At 44.9% G+C, this 16,266-nt stretch carries 10 protein-coding genes; 2 read left to right on the top strand and 8 right to left on the bottom strand.

Going from position 1 to position 16,266, the window contains the following annotated elements:
• Window position 1: 1 nt before the first annotated feature.
• From ACL2XO_RS18505 to ACL2XO_RS18535, 7 genes are all read right to left on the bottom strand, one after another.
• Window positions 2-895: a GDP-mannose 4,6-dehydratase gene (locus tag ACL2XO_RS18505; protein WP_413725023.1), complete on the bottom strand. Its 894-nt coding sequence runs from the start codon at window positions 893-895 to the stop codon at window positions 2-4.
• Window positions 895-1,932 carry a GDP-mannose 4,6-dehydratase gene (gmd, locus tag ACL2XO_RS18510; protein ID WP_413725024.1) on the bottom strand — a complete coding sequence of 346 codons (1,038 nt, stop codon included), beginning with the start codon at window positions 1,930-1,932 and terminating at the stop codon, window positions 895-897. The genes ACL2XO_RS18505 and gmd overlap by 1 nt, the downstream gene beginning before the upstream one ends.
• On the bottom strand, window positions 1,929-4,466 hold the full coding sequence (locus ACL2XO_RS18515) for a glycosyltransferase family 4 protein (RefSeq protein ID WP_413741245.1): 2,538 nt from the start codon (window positions 4,464-4,466) through the stop codon (window positions 1,929-1,931). The genes gmd and ACL2XO_RS18515 overlap by 4 nt, the downstream gene beginning before the upstream one ends.
• Entirely contained in the window at window positions 4,463-4,846 is a 384-nt protein-coding gene (locus ACL2XO_RS18520) for a hypothetical protein (protein ID WP_413741246.1), read from the bottom strand. The genes ACL2XO_RS18515 and ACL2XO_RS18520 overlap by 4 nt, the downstream gene beginning before the upstream one ends.
• Window positions 4,847-5,504: 658 nt before the next feature.
• Entirely contained in the window at window positions 5,505-6,518 is a 1,014-nt protein-coding gene (locus ACL2XO_RS18525; RefSeq protein ID WP_413741247.1) for an FkbM family methyltransferase, read from the bottom strand.
• A 547-nt stretch (window positions 6,519-7,065) separates the two neighbouring features.
• Window positions 7,066-7,806: an ABC transporter ATP-binding protein gene (locus tag ACL2XO_RS18530; protein ID WP_413725028.1), complete on the bottom strand. Its 741-nt coding sequence runs from the start codon at window positions 7,804-7,806 to the stop codon at window positions 7,066-7,068.
• Between the two features lie 15 nt (window positions 7,807-7,821).
• On the bottom strand, window positions 7,822-8,622 hold the full coding sequence (locus tag ACL2XO_RS18535) for an ABC transporter permease (RefSeq protein ID WP_413741248.1): 801 nt from the start codon (window positions 8,620-8,622) through the stop codon (window positions 7,822-7,824).
• Window positions 8,623-9,592: 970 nt separating this feature from the next.
• Between ACL2XO_RS18535 and ACL2XO_RS18540 the strand changes: the two genes are divergently transcribed.
• Together ACL2XO_RS18540 and ACL2XO_RS18545 are read left to right on the top strand one after the other, a co-directional pair.
• Window positions 9,593-10,552: a glycosyltransferase family 2 protein gene (locus ACL2XO_RS18540; protein ID WP_413741249.1), complete on the top strand. Its 960-nt coding sequence runs from the start codon at window positions 9,593-9,595 to the stop codon at window positions 10,550-10,552.
• Window positions 10,545-12,269: a hypothetical protein gene (locus ACL2XO_RS18545; protein ID WP_413741250.1), complete on the top strand. Its 1,725-nt coding sequence runs from the start codon at window positions 10,545-10,547 to the stop codon at window positions 12,267-12,269. Before ACL2XO_RS18540 ends, ACL2XO_RS18545 begins: the two co-directional genes overlap by 8 nt.
• 179 nt (window positions 12,270-12,448) lie before the next feature.
• Here ACL2XO_RS18545 and ACL2XO_RS18550 read toward each other — a convergent pair whose 3' ends face one another.
• Window positions 12,449-16,258 carry a glycosyltransferase gene (locus ACL2XO_RS18550; protein ID WP_413741251.1) on the bottom strand — a complete coding sequence of 1,270 codons (3,810 nt, stop codon included), beginning with the start codon at window positions 16,256-16,258 and terminating at the stop codon, window positions 12,449-12,451.
• Window positions 16,259-16,266: the final 8 nt, after the last annotated feature.

Raw genomic sequence — 16,266 nt, forward strand, 5'->3', positions numbered from 1 at the left:
TTCAACTTTCCAGCATCCAACGCAGGGTTTCCTCTAACGGAGGCGTACTCCACTCCCCGATGATGGAACGCAATTTACCGGCGTCTCCGCACAGGGTTTTCACTTCATTGGCACGAACAAATGCCGGATTGACGGTAATGTTTAAATGATGGCCGGTGATAACTTCACACATTGCCACCACTTCACGTAGCGAGTAGGTTTTCCCTGAACAGACATTCACCGTCTGCCCTGCCGCGGCCGAGTTGATTAATCCCATATAGGCTTTAACCAGTGCGCGAACATCGGTGAAATCACGCCATACATCCAGGTTGCCTAATTCAAGGATCGGCGCTTTTTCTTTGAAATGCTTGACGATTTTCGGCAACAGGAAATTCTCGCCCTGACCGACTCCGGTATAGTTAAACGGCCGCACCAGGATAACCGGCAGCTTATCCAGCCATAACCGCGCCATAAACTCCATCGCTGCCTTACTGACAGCGTAATCATTAGCGGGATTAAGCGGAGTCAGCTCATCCAGCCGGCCTTCGCGGCTGTTGCCATAGACATTCGCGCTGCTGGCCATCAGCACCGCATCCGGCGCTATGCCCGAGTGGCTAAGCGCCTCGAGCAGATTGCGGCTTCCCACCAGATTAACCTGATAAAACGCGTTGGCGTCGCCATGTCCGACATAAGCAATGGCCGCCAGATGGATCACGACATGCGGCCGCACTTGAGCCATCACGGCGGAAAGGGCCGATAAATCCAACAGATCAACGTTGAAATAATCCGGCTGATCCGAAGCGATGGAACCTAAACCAAACACCCGGTATCCGGCAGCGGACAGCTCCGCCGCCATATAATGGCCGGTGAATCCGCTGATCCCGGTGATCAGGGCCCTTTTGCCATTGCCGGCCATCAGAAAGAAAAGCCCTGCTCGTTGCGCCGCATATCGGCCTCAACCATCATTTTGCACAGCTCTTCAAGGGAGGTTTTCGGTTCCCAGCCCAACACCTTTTTGGCTTTCTCGGGCAGCCCAATCAGCAATTCGACTTCGGCGGGGCGGAAGAATTTCGGATTAACCCGCACCAGCGTTTTACCGGTATCGATATCAATGCCGACTTCGTCTTCGTGCTGCCCTTCAAACCGCAAATTGAACCCGGCGGCTTTGAAAGCCATTGAAACAAAATCTCTTACGGTTTCGGTGCGGTTGGTGGCCAGAACAAAGGTGTCCGGCTCGTCGGCCTGCATCATGCGCCACATGCCTTCGACATATTCCTTGGCAAAACCCCAGTCACGCTTGGCGTCCATATTGCCCAGTTCCAGCACGTCCAGTTTGCCGAGCTTTATCTTAGCGACGGAATCAGTGATTTTTCGGGTGACGAATTCCAGCCCGCGCAGCGGGGATTCATGATTGAAAAGAATGCCGCTGCAACCAAAAATTCCGTAGCTTTCACGATAGTTAATGGTCATCCAATGGGCGTAAAGCTTGGCTACCCCATAAGGGCTGCGCGGATAAAACGGCGTATCCTCCTTTTGGGGAATAGCCTGGACCTTGCCGAACATTTCCGAGGTCGAGGCCTGGTAGAAGCGAATCTTCGGGTTAACGATGCGAATGGCTTCAAGCAGGTTAAGAGGACCGATGCCGGTTATCTCGGCGGTGGTCACCGGCTGCGCAAACGAGACGCTGACAAAGCTCTGCGCCGCCAGGTTATACACTTCGGTTGCGCCCGACTGCTGGAGTAGGCGGATACTGGTGGACAGGTCGGTCAAATCATACTCCACCAAATGCAGATTCGGATGCTGATCGACGCCAAGCTCTTTCAGGCGCCAAAAATTAACCGAACTTGTACGACGGTATGTGCCGTAGACGTTGTAGCCTTTTTCTAATAACAACGCCGTTAAATAGGCGCCATCTTGTCCGGTGATTCCTGTAATAACTGCAGTTTTACTCACGCTAAATCTCCATCATCAAACTTACACGTATGATACCAGACGCTGTTATTGAGACAATTTAAGAATTGCTCAGCGCTTTCCTTCCAGGTTAAGCACTTCATACCGGAAGAAACGGGATGCATCCCTCTATTCCATAAATCAATCCATTGTTTAATTTCTTCCGACTGCTGCAGAGGGGTTATGCCGGAAAAATAAAACGCATTTTCTCCAGCTACTTCCTTAAAGACCGGGATATTTCGAGCAATGATTGCTATGCCTTTCATACCCGCTTCGATTAATGGTAAACCGAAACCTTCCGCTTCAGATGCCGCGATTAAACAACTTGATTTTTTATAGAGCTCATCAAGATATTCATCTGAAATGCCATTGAACCAGTGAAGTTTTTTTCCAAGCTCAGGGTGTTCATTAATCAAGTTAACCAGATTTTCAGACAACCATCCCTGACGTCCAATGATTAAAAGATTAGCATCGATGCCTTGACTCCATAATTCATCGAAACATTTTATTATTTGTATATGCCCTTTGCGTGGTTCTAACGTACCAACCATAATAAAATTTAGTTTTCCGTCGATGTAATCCAATATTTCTTTTGCATCGTCAGGCAAACCTGAAGTGGGAAGGCTATTTTTGATATCTGCACCTAAATGAAAATAGCCCACTTTAAGTTCGGTTTTTCTTGAAGGTGCATGACTTTTTATCCAAGCAATATATTCGTCAGCTACAGAACGTGAAATGCAAATAATACCGTTTGCATAACTTACCGTTTTTGCCCATTCAGTAAATTCTAAAGATAATTTAGCGACAAAATTATCTGGTTTATGAAGAGGTATGAGATCATAAACGACATAATAGACTTCCACACCACGATCCTTGAGATCATTATTTATGATACGGTGTGAAACGGCTAATAAAGGGTGCAGATCAAGATAAATCAACTGATCTTTTGGAAAGAAGTCTACCACTTCATCGCTCTCGGAAGCGCAATAAAAATGAGTAGCGTCTTTTTTAGCTTTTCGGAAAGTCCGATCATAGGGAAAAGAATAAATAACTTCAATATTATCAGCCAGACTAGTCAATTCAGTTGTAATAGCGCGGACAACACGCTGTATGCCGGTTTTGGAATCATCATGTATCATTGCGCTGATATCAATATATTTTTTAGGATTTCTGTGCTCAGGCACAATATTTTTGCTCAATAATAGCGCAATGTGTAAAAAATCATTTTTTGTAAACGTAAAATTCGAATTCGTTATTTCTTCAATCGCCGCCGATAAAATTTCATTCGCTGTCAACGTCTCACGCTTGCTGAAATGATTTGTGACAATAGAAGAAATAACGCCCAGGAATTTCTCGGCGGATTTATCCCAAGTATAGATTTGGGCTCGCTTGAATGCGTTTGCTTTGGAAAGTTTCCTGAAGGTCTCGTTTCGAATTGCTAATGTAATTTTTTCAGAAATACTTGTCACATTGAACGGATCAAAATATGAGTCCACTTCATTACCAATAATTTCCCGCATAACTGGAATATCAGCAGCAATAACCACCGCCCCTGAAGCCATTGCTTCCAGTGGCGGCATTCCAAACCCTTCTTGATATGAAGGGAAAACAAATAATTCACAGCTACTATATAACGCCCTCAATTCAGTATCAGAAACATACCCAGTGAAGTAAACTTTCGTGCTTATTCCTAACTTACTCAAAATATTGATTATATTATCAATATCAACCGGTTTTTTTCCAGCGACCACTAAAGTATATTGATCTTGAATATCCTGAGGTAATTGTGAAAAGGCTTTATATAAATTAATGAGATTTTTATGAGGATTCGTCCCCCCCGTATAAAGAATGAATTTTTCAGGGATACTTAATCGCAGTAATACATCCTTAGTTTCGTCAGACGATAAATATCCGAACTGTTTTTTATTGATACCACAAGGAACCACGTGCAAAGACGGCAAATTTAGTTTAGCGCTGATTTCAGCTTGGGAAGCATAGGTATCGGTTAATTGCAGGTCTGTATCATGCAAGTATGAGAGCTTTTCAAAATACCATGGCCTTATAGGACTCTTTACGCCCAAATATTCATCTTCATTCAGCAATGGGATGACATCATGTAATGTGGCAATTATTTTCAAGCTCGTAGCGAATTTTCGTAAGGTTTGTAATCTGCCTATCGATGTTACTGCCGCATCTTCCCAACCTTCTTGGAAATTAGGGATGAAGAGCAAATCTGCATTTTGTTGATAAATAAATGCTTCGCGAATTATTTCTGATATAAAAATTTCTTTTTTATGATTTGTGCTTGAACTTATGCCCGTGTACTGTGTCCAGCAAAGGATATTTTTTTCGGGAAGGAGACTAGCAAAATCTGATTTGATTTCATCAACGAAACCCAGGGCGCCATTCAGAAGCAAAGTATAATCATTTTGCTTATCTCGACGAATTAAACTTTTCGTTAATTCAGAAGCATATCGCCCCACTCCTCGATAACGTGAAGAAGACTGGCAACCTTGTAAATCAACTAATATTTTCATGGTTTATATTTTTCGGTCAATTGCTTATAAATTTCTTTCGCGTATAAAGACAATTCTTCTTTTTTGTAAAGTGCGTCGATGGAATCGCGTGAACTATTTCGGGAAGCACTGACACGAGCAGATATAGAGCTCAATCTCGTGTGTAAATGTGTTTTTTTGGCGATAAAGACAAGTTTATTCTTTAATTTTTGGTGCCGAGAAACATAAGATAAAATATCGTAAAATGAATGCTTAATAAATAGTACTGCCTTAAATTTTATTTTTTTGGGCCTGATTAGCACCCTTGAAAGAGAGTTTAAGGATATAAGCATAACAACCATCCTTCCTGACTTATCCAAAACACATGGCTGAATAGGATTGTGCTCCTTCAGGAGTTTCATTTTTCATCATTTCCATCGAGCTAAATGAGTGATACATCATCGTTTACCCTTAATGGAATCCCTCATCAGAAAAATTAAGCACGCTACCGCCCTTGGCTTCTAGCTACCACCACACATAACTTCTTTTATATTATCTGAACGCTTAACGTAATAAATATTGCATACCTAAAAACCTCAACATGTGCAAATTTATTTTTCACTTAAAAGTTCTTATAAAGACTCGCTATTATGATCATGTTCTCAAGAATTTGCATCTGGTTTCTGATATCAATCGTCGTTTGCTAATCAGCACGGTATGGTGCAATTTAATAAATTTATTCACAATTTAAAATTGTAACAAAATATTACTGTGATGTTATGCACATTTCGCTTTGCCGCATGCCGCATAATACAAATCTTCTCATTAAGACATGATTATAGTTGCTGAAAGCCGGCTTAAATTCGAAATAGACATCGAGTGCCTATATCATTTATATGTCTGAATATTTTCCCCACAATTCACCTGGATCTATTACATATTCGCTACAATTTAACATCAATCCAGAATATTAAATTCGACTACAACCCTCAGAAAATGGGCCAATCTCTGTTTCTTACCAGTATAACCACCAGCACGTATTTGTAAAAGAAACCCATCAATCAATGGTCCTAAAAAATATTAACTGATCAATTTATTTATTTTTTCAACAATCGCACGCACGGGTTTTGTCATAGACCATGAATAGCTCTGCAAAATTTCTGTTTTTTGTTGCTCTAAAATATCTATATTCTTGCATAAATCGTCGTTTAATTTTCTTAAACGTTCATTTTCTATAAGCAACAAGTTTATATTTTTCTTTATGTCTGCGAATGAATCTGCATTCAATTCAATGTTACTTGACTCATTACCGGCACGAGCGCTTTCGTCCTTTCTATTGAGAACAAGTTCAGATATAGCATGGAACTCCTGCGTAAACATATATAACTTTTCTAAATTTAAATTATTTCTGTATAAAACGAAAAAGTCGAAATAATTAGGAGGCGCAGAAAAATATTGCTGTAATAATTCTACTTTTTCATTTGCAACATAAAATCGGTTCAGTCCATCAAAATACACAAATGTATATTTTACATCAATAAGCAAATGTTCCCAATTATGATATGATAAATCGCTAGTATTGGGTTTTGTCGCTTCAACCAAAACGATCCAGGGTCTATAAGTGGTAAAATCGGCTCCCTCAAGAACAAACTCCTCGCTGCCCTCGACATCAATTTTCAAAAAATGCACATCTCCGGTCACAAAGTTTTTGAAAATATAAGCTAATGTTTTCGTCTCCACTTCAAGTTCATTTACACATTTCCCGTCAGTGGTATATTTATCGGCGTAATCCTTAACCGAAGTGGATAATCCATTTCCACTGTCAATACTGTAAAACGTTTTTGTACCATTTTGCTTGTCGATCGCTATATTTAAATTAATATCTCTTAAACGATCTTTACATATATTGTCGTAGGACTCCTTCATAGGTTCAATGTTAATGCCATGCCAACCATGATCGTAAAATGCCTTGGTTACAGAATCGTTGACGGGATCACTGGCCCCAACATCGATATAGAAGCCAGGACCAAATCGATTCAGAGCACGCCAAAGGATGACATCTTCATAATTTTGCGCGAAAGATACAAAGGTCATAATTGAATCTCCAATGTTGAGATAGTAACAATGCCCTTTAACCGGACGAATGTTAGTTAATACTTTGTTATATGTTTTTAATATTAAATATGTCTAATAAGTGCGTGGGCACAATTCTTTATATAGCATTTTATTCGTGGTTCAGCTCATACCACATATACCGCCATAACAGTAAATGCTATCTTATTACACCACTGATTATTATTTCGCAAAAGCAAAAAAAAAGACCCTTTACAAAGTAAAATTTTTAACAATATTACTTTTAGACATTTCAAAAACAGTATATCAAAAATTTAAGCAGAAATCATATATTGTTACAATATATCAAAAATATTAACGTTTCTGCTGTATCATCGCTGTTATATGCATGAATGTATTGTCTCTACATACTTCATTTTTTGATCAGCGCTGGCTGTGAGTAAATAGTAGCAGCTAATGGGAGTCATCTAATACGTCTACTTAAGATTTACTGGAAAAAACTCGCCGGAGTCCTCCAATAAACCGGTCCAAGCTACCTGAGAATCCCGTTGTCGCTATGCCAATCAACTCAACAAAAATATTGATCGGCAACAACCTCAGCCGGTCCATCAAGCTTGATTTTTCCATGTTCAAGCCAGATTGCCCGGTCACACAAATCACAAATCAATTTTTTAGAATGGCTCGCGATGACTAAGATATTGGTAGACTTAACCAGTTCGTGCATTCTTTCTTCCGCCTTTCGCTTAAAATTTTCATCGCCCACGGAAAGCCACTCATCCATAAGCAAAATTTCAGGACGCATAATTGTAGACACGGAGAATGCCAACCGCAAATGCATGCCGCTAGAATAAGTTCGAACGGGCATATCAACAAAATCACCTAATTCTGAAAATTCTATTATTTCAGAAAGCTGTTTTGTAATTTGCGATTTTGTCATTCCCAATAATCCTCCCCGGATGTAAATATTCTCTCTTCCCGTTGCTTCAGGATCAATCCCGAGGGAAATATCTATCAGGGATCCTATCTGGCCTTGAATTCTGGCTGTCCCCGACGAGGGTTCATAGACACCGCTCAGCAAGCGAAGTAAAGTACTTTTACCCGCGCCATTGTGCCCTAGCAATCCTACACGATCACCATCTTTCAGCGTAAAGTTCAGGCCTTCAAGCGCCTTAACAATAACGCGGCCTTGTGTATCCTCTCCAAGTTGCCCACCCGTTGCAACTTGAATTAGCCTTTTCTTTAAAGATCGACCATTGGCGTTGTATATGGGAAAATCAACACAAACATTGCTAAATTCAATAGATGCCATATTTTATCTTCTTTTTTAGAGCCAGTACGCTATTCGGCGCTTATAACGCCCATAAATCACAAGTGCCACAAACCATCCGACCACGGCAAATAGAATCGAAGCAACCCAATTTGTCATCGTTGGTAATTCACCGAGCAGCGGTGCGCGAACAATCTCTATTAAATGGTATAATGGATTATAATTTAATATTTGCAGACCTATTCGTTTCGGCAAAAGCGTGGGCATCCACATTATTGGTGTAATATAGAAGACAACCTGCAATACGCTGATAATCATTTGTGGGAGGTCGCGGTACCGCGCGCACACGATACTTAACACCAAGGCAATCCACAGGAGGTTGATGAGGACTAAAAACATTCCCAAAATACTAAACAGGGAAATCAAATGAAGGGGCTTGCCAACAAAAATAAAAACAAGCGGTAATATAAGAATATTATGTCCCAATATCAAAATATTACGCCACATCATTCGTAAAATATGTACAAATAAGGGAATAGGTAATTGCTTAATTATGTTTTCAGCACCAATAAAACCGGTACAGCCCTCAGTGAGCACTGAGGAGATAAAGCCCCATAAAATCAATCCTATTGATAGAAATGGGAAAAAATCAGCCATCGGAGTAGCAAAAATTCCTCCGAAAACAAGACCGATGGTACCTATCATAACACCCATACTGATGGTCAGCCAAAACGGTCCCAAGGACGAGCGTCTATAGCGTTGGCGCACATCTTGCCATCCAAGCATGCCGGCAAGGGAATATCGTCTTGCGGCGGCGACTATATCGGAAAATGCGATGGATACTGAGCTATTGCCCATAGTGAAAAAATACCAATTACCAATAAAAGAGGGACATATTAATCTGCAATGCAGTTTATGTCACCCCTTTCGTTTTTGATTTGGATCTAATCTGTACAAAAGTAGCGGCTTGAAAGGTATTTTCCGAATAATCTCATTAAGCCTGGTTAATTCTTGAACGAATAAAGGGGGCCCTTTGACCAAATTTTGCATGAGGTATCTTTCATACCAGACCTCACCAAAAGACCTTTGCGCTTCGCCGCTCCGTCGCGCCCTCTGATTCGATAGGGATATTCCCCGAATGCGGCAAAAACCATGCATGGGTCTATGCCGCAAGTCTAGGGCCTCTTCGGTATTCGACGGGCCTGAGTGCGCCTTTTCCCCTCCGCGGCCGGATGTTCTCTTTTTTCAATCCGATCATTGTGTTACCTGTTCGTTTGCGGAGGTGATGATTTCACCCCTCTCCAAGTGGCTGAATTCAATATGCCATGTCAAACCCGCTCGAATGCGGTCTTGGCATGAGTATGGAAACCCCCGCCCAAGCAGTCCAAGTTTTCGTCCGCATCCCCCTGAAGAATGGTGTTTATAACAGCAGGCTAGGGCTACGCACATGTCAACAATGATAGCCGCCCAAACCCTCTATTACCGAGAATCTTTTGCAAGCATACCTTTTCAACGATCCTATTATTCTATGCCTGTTTCCAAATGGTGCTAGAGGAGGCATCTTAACACTGGATTAAAAAAAGGTTTAAAACCCTACAAGCACTATTCAGTCTCAGAAAAATTCGGTACAATTCGCGGGAATATCGGATGCCTTGCTGTTTTCCACCGTTGCAAAGCAACGTGCTACACGGGTTCGAGCTTTCCCACTATTATTAAGTAACCACGCTTTTAGGATAAAATATGTGCTTCCGGAATGAAATACGGGATCAATATGCAGAGTTTAATCATGTTGAACGGCTTTTAGATTGTTATTTTAGTGAATGCTATTATGAATAATTTTGCTGGTAATAAAGTGGCCATCATTGTTCCATGCTACAATGAAGCTCTTTCAATTCAAAAGGTTATAGCTGATTTTCGTCAAGCGCTACCAGAGGCATCAATATTCATATTTGATAATAATTCGACTGATAATACAGTGCAAATTGCGAAGAGTGAGGGGGTTCAAGTATTTAACGTAATGCAAAAAGGCAAAGGAAATGTCGTCAGGCGCATGTTCGCGGATGTGGACGCCGATATATACGTCATGGTGGACGGCGATGCGACTTATGATGCCTCATGCTGCCCGGCACTGATTGATAAACTCATATCCGAACATCTCGATATGGTTGTGGGTGCGCGTGTTCATATGATCAAAGAAGCCTATCGTCCCGGCCATAGTTGGGGCAATAAAATTCTTACCGGTTGCGTTAAACTCATTTTTGGCGGTGAATTCTCTGATATGTTATCGGGCTACCGGGTTTTTTCAAAACGTTATGTAAAATCTTTTCCCGCACTGGCGACGGGATTTGAGACCGAAACAGAGCTGACGGTGCATGCGTTGGAACTGCGCATGCCCTATGCCGAAATTGATACCCCCTATAGTCCCCGCATGGAAAGCTCAGTGAGTAAATTATCTACCTATAAGGATGGTGCAAAGATTCTAAAAACTATCATTAAATTATATTCGGTCGAACGCCCATTTTTTTTCTATGGCATATTGGCAATAATATTTGCCCTAATAGGAATATGCATATCCATACCCATTATTGATGAATATATCATTACGGGGTTAGTTCCTCGCTTGCCGACTGCGGTACTGTCAACGGGATTACTCATCTTTTCGGCCATTGCATTTATCACGGGGTTAATCCTGGAATGTATCACCATGGGGCGCAGGGAGTTTAAGCGCCTGTTTTATCTATCACTTCCCCTTCCTCATGGTAATCAAGGGACTAATGAACATGTTTAATATCGCTTCGACCAAAATTGATAAGTCGAAAATTTCGCTTAAAGAAGTAATTGTAGTTAGCGTTATTTATCTTTGTGTCATAAGCTTTATTTTACGAGTACAGCTTGAAACAGGATTTAATATACTGACCGGCGATCGGTATGACGGGTTAATCGAGAATAGTTTGCTGGAGCATTGGTATAATGTTTTCAGAGGCAAATCTGCTTGGAATATTGTAGGGTATTTTTCGCCTTATCCCAATACTCTGGGCTATAATGATGGCTATTTTCTGTACGGTTTAATAGCATCATTTTTTAGATTTTCAGGCATTGATATTTTTCTTTCCGCGGAGCTCGTTAATATTGTTTTGAGGACCATAGGTTATTATTCATTTTATGCTCTTTGCCGCCGGTGTATTGGACTAAAACCCTTTCTTGCTATCACCGGCGCCAGTATATTCACCCTAAATAATAATCTTGTTCTCCAATCGGGCCATGCACAACTATTAAGCGTAGCGTTAAGTCCTTTGCTGACACTTTTACTTTACCGCTATATGCTTTTTTTAACCAGCGGGAACAGTAGAAAAAAAGCCATCCTATATGGCTCCGCTTCCGGGATATTGCTTGGCAGTTGGCTGTTAAGTACTTTTTATATGGCCTGGTTTTTTATTTTCTTTACAATGATTCTCACTATCTTCATTGTTTTGATTTCTTATTGGGAAAAACGGCGCCATAATGAATCTTTTATCAGACCATCATTTAATGCTTATGAAATAATTATCCCAGCCATAGTCACCCTCCTTTCTTTTTTGCCGTTTCTCATTGTCTATTTGCAGTCAGCGAAAAAAGTCGGGGTGCATCATTTTGGTGAAGTACTTAGTTATACTCCCCGTCTAACTAATCTTCTTAATCCTGGCGACACTAATTTTCTTTTCGGTAAGCTTAGCCAACATTATTTTTCTATTTTTCCTCCTAACTTTCAGCTTGGTGGGGAGTTTATGGTTGGCTTCCCTCCCGTTATATTGATCGTCAGCCTTGTTTCCCTGATTTATTTTTTCAAAAATTCAGCATTTACCATAGAAAGCGTTCTGATTAGAAGTCTTTTATTAGCTGTAATTTTGTCACTACTATTAATGATTAAATTTGGCAATCATACATTATGGAAATTAGTATGGGAATTAGTCCCCGGAGCGAAAGGAATGCGTGTTACGGCGCGATATGCGTTGTTCCTGAATTTCCCGATAACGGTATTGGTGGTCTATTTCCTTGGCAAAGTGGCCAGATACAAATATAAAGGCTTAACCATAATACTGGCTTGCCTTTTAATAATGGAACAAATTAATCTCGGTAGAAGTCAATGGCTTAATAGACAAGAACAGCTCAATTTTATTAAGCAAGCAGAGGAACCGCCGCCGTCATGTCGATCTTTTTTTGTCAGTGGGCAGCGTCTTGATGAATCCTTGAATAAAAAGGATGATGCCACCTATAACGTATACGCTCATAATGTTGACGCAATGCTCCTATCTGAGATTTTTGCTCTGAGAACCATCAATGGTTTTTCCACGTTCAACCCTTCTGACTGGGATTTTGGTTTTCAACCCCATGAAACTTATATTTCAAGGGTAGATAATTATATTAATAAGCATCACATCCAGACTGGATTGTGTGAATATGATTTATATACATCGCGCTGGCATACTCATACCGGCATCAGTACGCTACCCTTAAAAGTTCAATAAGGGCAAACTCGCGCAAACCCACCTTGCTGGATTAACTTATCCGTCAAGGTGGGTTTGCGCGTCAATTGCAAATCATTTTGCAGCATAAAGCATAGCAATTAAGATCTCGCAGCCAGGACTCTCTGGAGACGCCACAAGCTGATAACCGCCAACCGGTTAACCCGATTCATAGAGCTACATCACCCTTCCCATTCGCCATCCCCCTTTAGCACGGCTTCCGTTAAATTCACCGCGCTCTCCGCCCAAGACAGGAAGGGCATGCCTTTCGATGCCACGGTCTTACCTTGGGCTCGCAGCGCCAACCACGCCCGCACCGACTTGACCAACTCGGCGGCTGTCTCGGCGCAAAAATAACTGGCGCGCTCCCCCGCCACTTCCCGGAACACGGGAATATCCCGAACGAGCAGAGGCAGTCCGTGCTGCGCGGCTTCGATCAATGGCAAGCCAAAGCCTTCATCATATGACGCGGCAAGCAGGCATGTGGCGCCGGAATAAACCTCTTCAAGGTATTCGTCGCTGATACCTTCCAGCCAAAACAGATGCCGCCCCAGCTCAGGGTGGTTACGAATGCTCTCAATCGTCTGCGGAATATCTCGCCGGTTCTCCGCCGGCAGTCCGAGCCAACCCTCCCTGCCAACGATCACGAGATTGACATCCTGTTTATCACGCCACAATTGGCTGAATGCCTCGAGCACCTGTCCGTAACCCTTACGCGGCTCGATGGTTCCCACCATCAGGAAGGTCGGGCTCTCGTGCAATTGCCACAAAACTCGCAGGGCATCTTGGGGGAGCCCCCGGCTGGGGGCAGAGTTCATCACATCCGCGCCGAGATGAACCCACGAAATTGGAAATGACGTTCTTTCCAGTGGGGCCGCCGGTTGGTTTGCCTCACGCCAACGCGCCAGATCTTCAGCCACGGATTGCGAAATGCACACCGCACCGTCGAAACTGCAGACGCTGCGCAGCCAACGCTCGAAAGAGCTATCCGCTCCGGGGGGAAACACTTCGGGCATTCGCACGGGCAGCAAATCGTAAACCATGAACTGTACATGGGCGCCACGGTCACTGATGCGCCGAAAAAAACCCGCCTCAGCGGCTTGGGCCAGCATTTCGCCGGAAATATCGAGCCCCACGACGGCTTCGCCAACATCGGGCACCACCACCGCATCCCCAATCAGCGGGTCATCCCTCCAGCCCAACAAGTTCAGGACATATCGGGCAGCTCGCCGGTAACGCCACCGCCCGCCGTCCTGACTCAGGTAGACGGGCTCGATTCGCCAGCCGGCAGGGGGCGCCTTCAACAGCGCAAGCAGCAGCGCCCGCGCAACCCGCTCGATACCCGTTTTAAGGTCGTTGCGGCTCGTCGCCGTAATATCGAGGAAAAGCCGTTTGCAAGGCCGCGCGGAGGGGAAAGTCAAAGCAAGGGCCTCGGCTATCCTTGCCAATTCGGCCTCCGCCTTGGGGCAGGCGTCGCTCTTGGCAATCGCACGCACCAGCATGGGAAGAGGTGGTTGCCTTATCTCAGAAGCGAAACCATCCAGCGCCGCCGCGTATTGCTGCGCGCAAGCCGCCGGAGAATTGCGTTCGTGGACACGTGCCTGGGCCCGTTCTCCAAGAACACGGCGACGGTCCGGCGCTTTCCACAGCGATTCCAATGCATTGAGAAGTTCGCTATCAGTGAACTCATCCGGCAACATCCAAACGGCCGACTCATCGATTTCCGCCATCGAACCATTCGCGTTAACGATGAGCGGAAGGCCGTAATTCATACAGTCGAGAGCTGCCGCGGAGGTTTCTCCACGGCTGTGCGTGCGCAATTGAACCGCCATATCAGCCGCCGTCAAGTATTGGCGATAGGTCTGCGCGGAGACAAAACCGGTGACTCGCACCCGTTGTTCCATTACCACTGCATTTAACGCCGCCAGCATTTGCCTGCCGTACTCGCCGCCGCCAAGTTCGCCTACGAACACCAACTCACAGTTTTTATCGGCGGCCAGGCCGCTGCTCAGCCAGGTTTTCAACAGGCGTAAGGTCTGTTTCGTCTCCCCGAGAAACCCAAAGCTGCAGATCACAAATGCCGCTGGATCAATCTTAAGGCACCCGCGGGCAACAGCCTTATCGAGAACGCCGGCAGGCTCGCGCAGAAGGGGAATCACCGCCGAATGCGCAACGCGCGCCGGCGAATACCATCGTTTGGCCATACGTAGCGCATGGTCCGAGTGAAAGATGACCCCTCTGGCATGGGAAAGCGGATAAAAACTGACGGGATATTCGTTCCTGGCGGCCTCGATGTCACGTAAACGGATCAGAACTGCCTCGATACCATGTTCCTCGTAAAGAGCCTCGCTCCAAACACAGCCTTCTCCGGCAAGCAGCTCCCGCCACCCCATCAGGCCGCTCAGGTAAAAATCGTGCAGCACGACCGTGCCCGGCACTTGGCGCATCAGGGGAAGCATGTAATTGTGAAACGGAGAGTTGCCCACCTGGTAGACCACTCGGTCCAATTCGCCCGCATGCGCCAGTAGCCACGCCGAATCCCGCACATGCGCAACGCGTTGAACACGCGCTTCTTCAACGTCTTTTTGGTCGACAATGACATCGATATCATAAAATTCAGCCAACGCCGGAATCAGTTCCGCGGCGTAATCAGCGATGCCGCTCCGCTCGGGCGGCAGCGGAGAAACAAAGGCCAGCCTTGGCTTGCGCTCGACGGAAGCACGCACAGATGCATGCCCGACAGGTAACGCAACGCCCGGACGGGATGACTTGACAGCAGCTCCAGCCCCATCATGCTTAGACCTACAGTCGAGCAAATCCCGCCAAGCCGAAATGGCGTGCCGCGCCATCCTGTCCCATGAGAAAAACGCACTGTACTCCAGCCCGCGTCGACGAAGCCGATCGCGGAAGTCGGCATCGTCAAGGCACTGTGCCATCTTTTCGGCAAAGGTTGAGACCTCTTTTGGGTCAAACAGCGCCTCGGGTTCATTGATGACTTCCGGTAAATACATGGCGTTAGCGCCGATCGCCGGAGCGCCGCAAGCCATTGCCTCCAGTGCTGATAACGCAGAATCTTCGTCACCGGCGGGAAAGACTGACAAGCTGCAAAGATTATAAAGTTCAACCCGTGTTTTATCGTCCACTTGGCCGACAAATACGATTGTATCTTCACTGAGACCGCTTGTAGTCCCTTGACGACGCAGCTTTTCGACCCCCTCCTCCCTTATTTCACCAGCGAATACCAACTGATGATCCGTGCGTAGTTCCTCCGGTAGCAACGCATAAGCCCGCACTAAACGGAGCAGGTCCTCACACGCCTTATCGCCTCCCACAGAAAAGATGAACGGCTTATTCACCCCAAACCCGCTGAGGAGTGCGGTTTTTTTTGCCTTTGCCACCGGGATTGACCGAAACTGCGCTCCGATGGCAGATGAAAGTTTTACTATCCGCTCGGGTGGGAGCCCAGACATCTTGAGCACCTCCTCGCGGGCGAACTCGGAACTTACGAAAAAAAGATCGGCATATTCAAGGTACCGTTGCCTGCGTTCGTCGTCGTTCGCACCAGTATGTTCCGAACTGATATGTTGCCCTATGGAGAAACCGCGCAACGTCATAGTGACGGGCGTCGTGCGATTAACTCGATCGGTGCCGCTCATACGACCTGTGGAGTTCCTCCCCGCAAAATTGCAGACATGGATGATGTCCGCCTCCAGGCTTTGTAAGAATGCTTCACGCACAAGTAACGCTGTGTCCTGCCACAGGTCTTCGGTACCGCCCCTGGCGTCCGATCCCGCAGGAGCATACCAGACACGGAAATTTTCCTTAGGTAGCAAACCCTCAAACATATGACGGATAGGCTCGATGGTCTGATCCAGCAGACCGTTCAATGCCAACACCACCTCGTGCGGTCCACGGTTGCGCACGATTCCCTGCACAAATCCGATTGTATACCGGCCGACGCCATCAAGACTTTCCGTCTGTGCGTCCTGCATGTCAATTA

It is taken from the genome of Sodalis sp. RH15, from assembly GCF_047324255.1.
Lineage (GTDB): Bacteria > Pseudomonadota > Gammaproteobacteria > Enterobacterales > Enterobacteriaceae > Acerihabitans > Acerihabitans ligni.